This window comes from Pontibacter sp. HJ8, assembly GCF_054824225.1.
On sequence record NZ_JSYF01000426.1, the window covers coordinates 1 to 1,594 of the forward strand.

The window sequence follows — 1,594 nt, forward strand, 5'->3', positions numbered from 1 at the left end:
AGGGTGTTTTTTCTTTTGAACAGCACCTCCTGATGCAGCCAAATTCAGGAAAGTTCGTAGGGTAGTATCATATGAGTAGACTAAAACAGTTTCTGCAGGATGCAGAAACAAAAGCATTTGACCTGGGCCACCGCTCTACCATCAGGTTCAACATCGGCAAGTACAACGCCGCTGTGCAGCGTGGCCTCACCCAATACAGTGACCATGAACTGGCCCGGGAGCGGGCTTCCTTTATAAAGACCAATACCATCAACAACCTCGACAAGTACCTCATGGAGTTCGAGGCCAACTTTACTGCCCGTGGTGGTAAGGTGATCTGGGCCCGTAATACCGAAGAGGCCCTGAAAGAGATTGGTCAGATCATGAAGCGCAAGCGCGCCCGCTCCGTGGTAAAGTCCAAATCCATGACCACCGAGGAGATTCACCTGAACAACTACCTCGAAAAAAATGGCATTGAGACAGTAGAAACCGACCTTGGCGAATACATTGTGCAGCTGGCCGAGCAACGCCCCTACCACATCGTAACACCGGCCATGCACATGTCCAAGAAGGACATTGCAGACCTGTTTGTGCGCAAGCTCAACATCGCCCCGACCGATAATGCCGAAGAACTGGTAGGTGTAGCCCGACGGCTGCTACGCGACAAGTATACGTCCGCTGAGGTAGGTATAACAGGGGGCAACTTCCTGCTGGCCGATATAGGCGGTGTGGCTGTCACCGAAAATGAAGGCAACGGACGACTGTCCACGGCTTTCCCGAAAACGCATATTGCCATAGTAGGTATAGAGAAAATGCTGCCCTCTGTGATGGACCTGGATTTGTTCTGGCCTTTGCTGAGCACCAGCGGCACGGGGCAAAATGTGACAGTCTATAACACGATCTTTACAGGCCCGAGACAGCCGCAGGAGCAGGACGGCCCCGAAGAAATGTACGTGATCCTGCTCGACAACGGCCGCACCGACCTGCTGGCCCTGCCCGAGAAGCGCGAAGCCCTGAATTGTATCCGATGCGGCGCCTGCCTCAATGTGTGCCCGGTTTACAAAAACATCGGCGGCCATACCTATGAGAGCACCTATAGCGGCCCGATCGGCTCCGTGATCACACCGCACTACAACGGTATGGCTGAAAACAAGCACCTGAGCTTTGCCAGTTCGCTTTGCGGCGCCTGTACTTCTGTGTGTCCTGTCAAGATCAACCTCCACAACCTGCTGCTGCTCAACCGCCGTCAGAGTGTGGAGCAGGGATTCACTGAAAAGAGCGAGCGCACCACGTTCAAACTATGGCTCAAAGCCATGAAGAGCCGCACGCTTCTGAACATGGCTCCTGCCGGCGTAAAGAACTTTGTGCTGAAGCAGGTACTCAAAGACACCTGGAGCAAACGCCGCGAACCGCTCAAGGTAGCCCCAAAATCGTTTAACCAGCTCTGGAAGGAGAGGAAAGGGTAGTAGTGTATGGCGCTGGAAACTGGCCTGAATCCGGGTTTCGCAGATTCCGGGGTCCAACCACCCCTGCCCCTCCTTATTTAAGGAGGGGAGCTTAGACAGCTTTTGTTTCATAGCCACTGAAAACACCCCTATGGTCCCCTCAAGGGGAC

1 protein-coding gene is annotated in these 1,594 nt (G+C 53.8%); it reads left to right on the forward strand.

What is annotated here, in order from left to right; translation table 11 throughout:
- The first annotated feature begins 71 nt into the window (after positions 1 to 71).
- Complete coding sequence (locus OB13_RS16955) at positions 72 to 1,445, forward strand: LutB/LldF family L-lactate oxidation iron-sulfur protein (RefSeq protein WP_461491368.1); 1,374 nt, start codon at positions 72 to 74, stop codon at positions 1,443 to 1,445.
- Positions 1,446 to 1,594 lie beyond the last annotated feature (149 nt).

What these genes read in the sequence shown, in the direction of transcription:
- OB13_RS16955 (WP_461491368.1), top strand. Translation starts at nt 72, where the DNA reads ATGAGTAGACTAAAACAGTTTCTGCAGGATGCAGAAACAAAAGCATTT.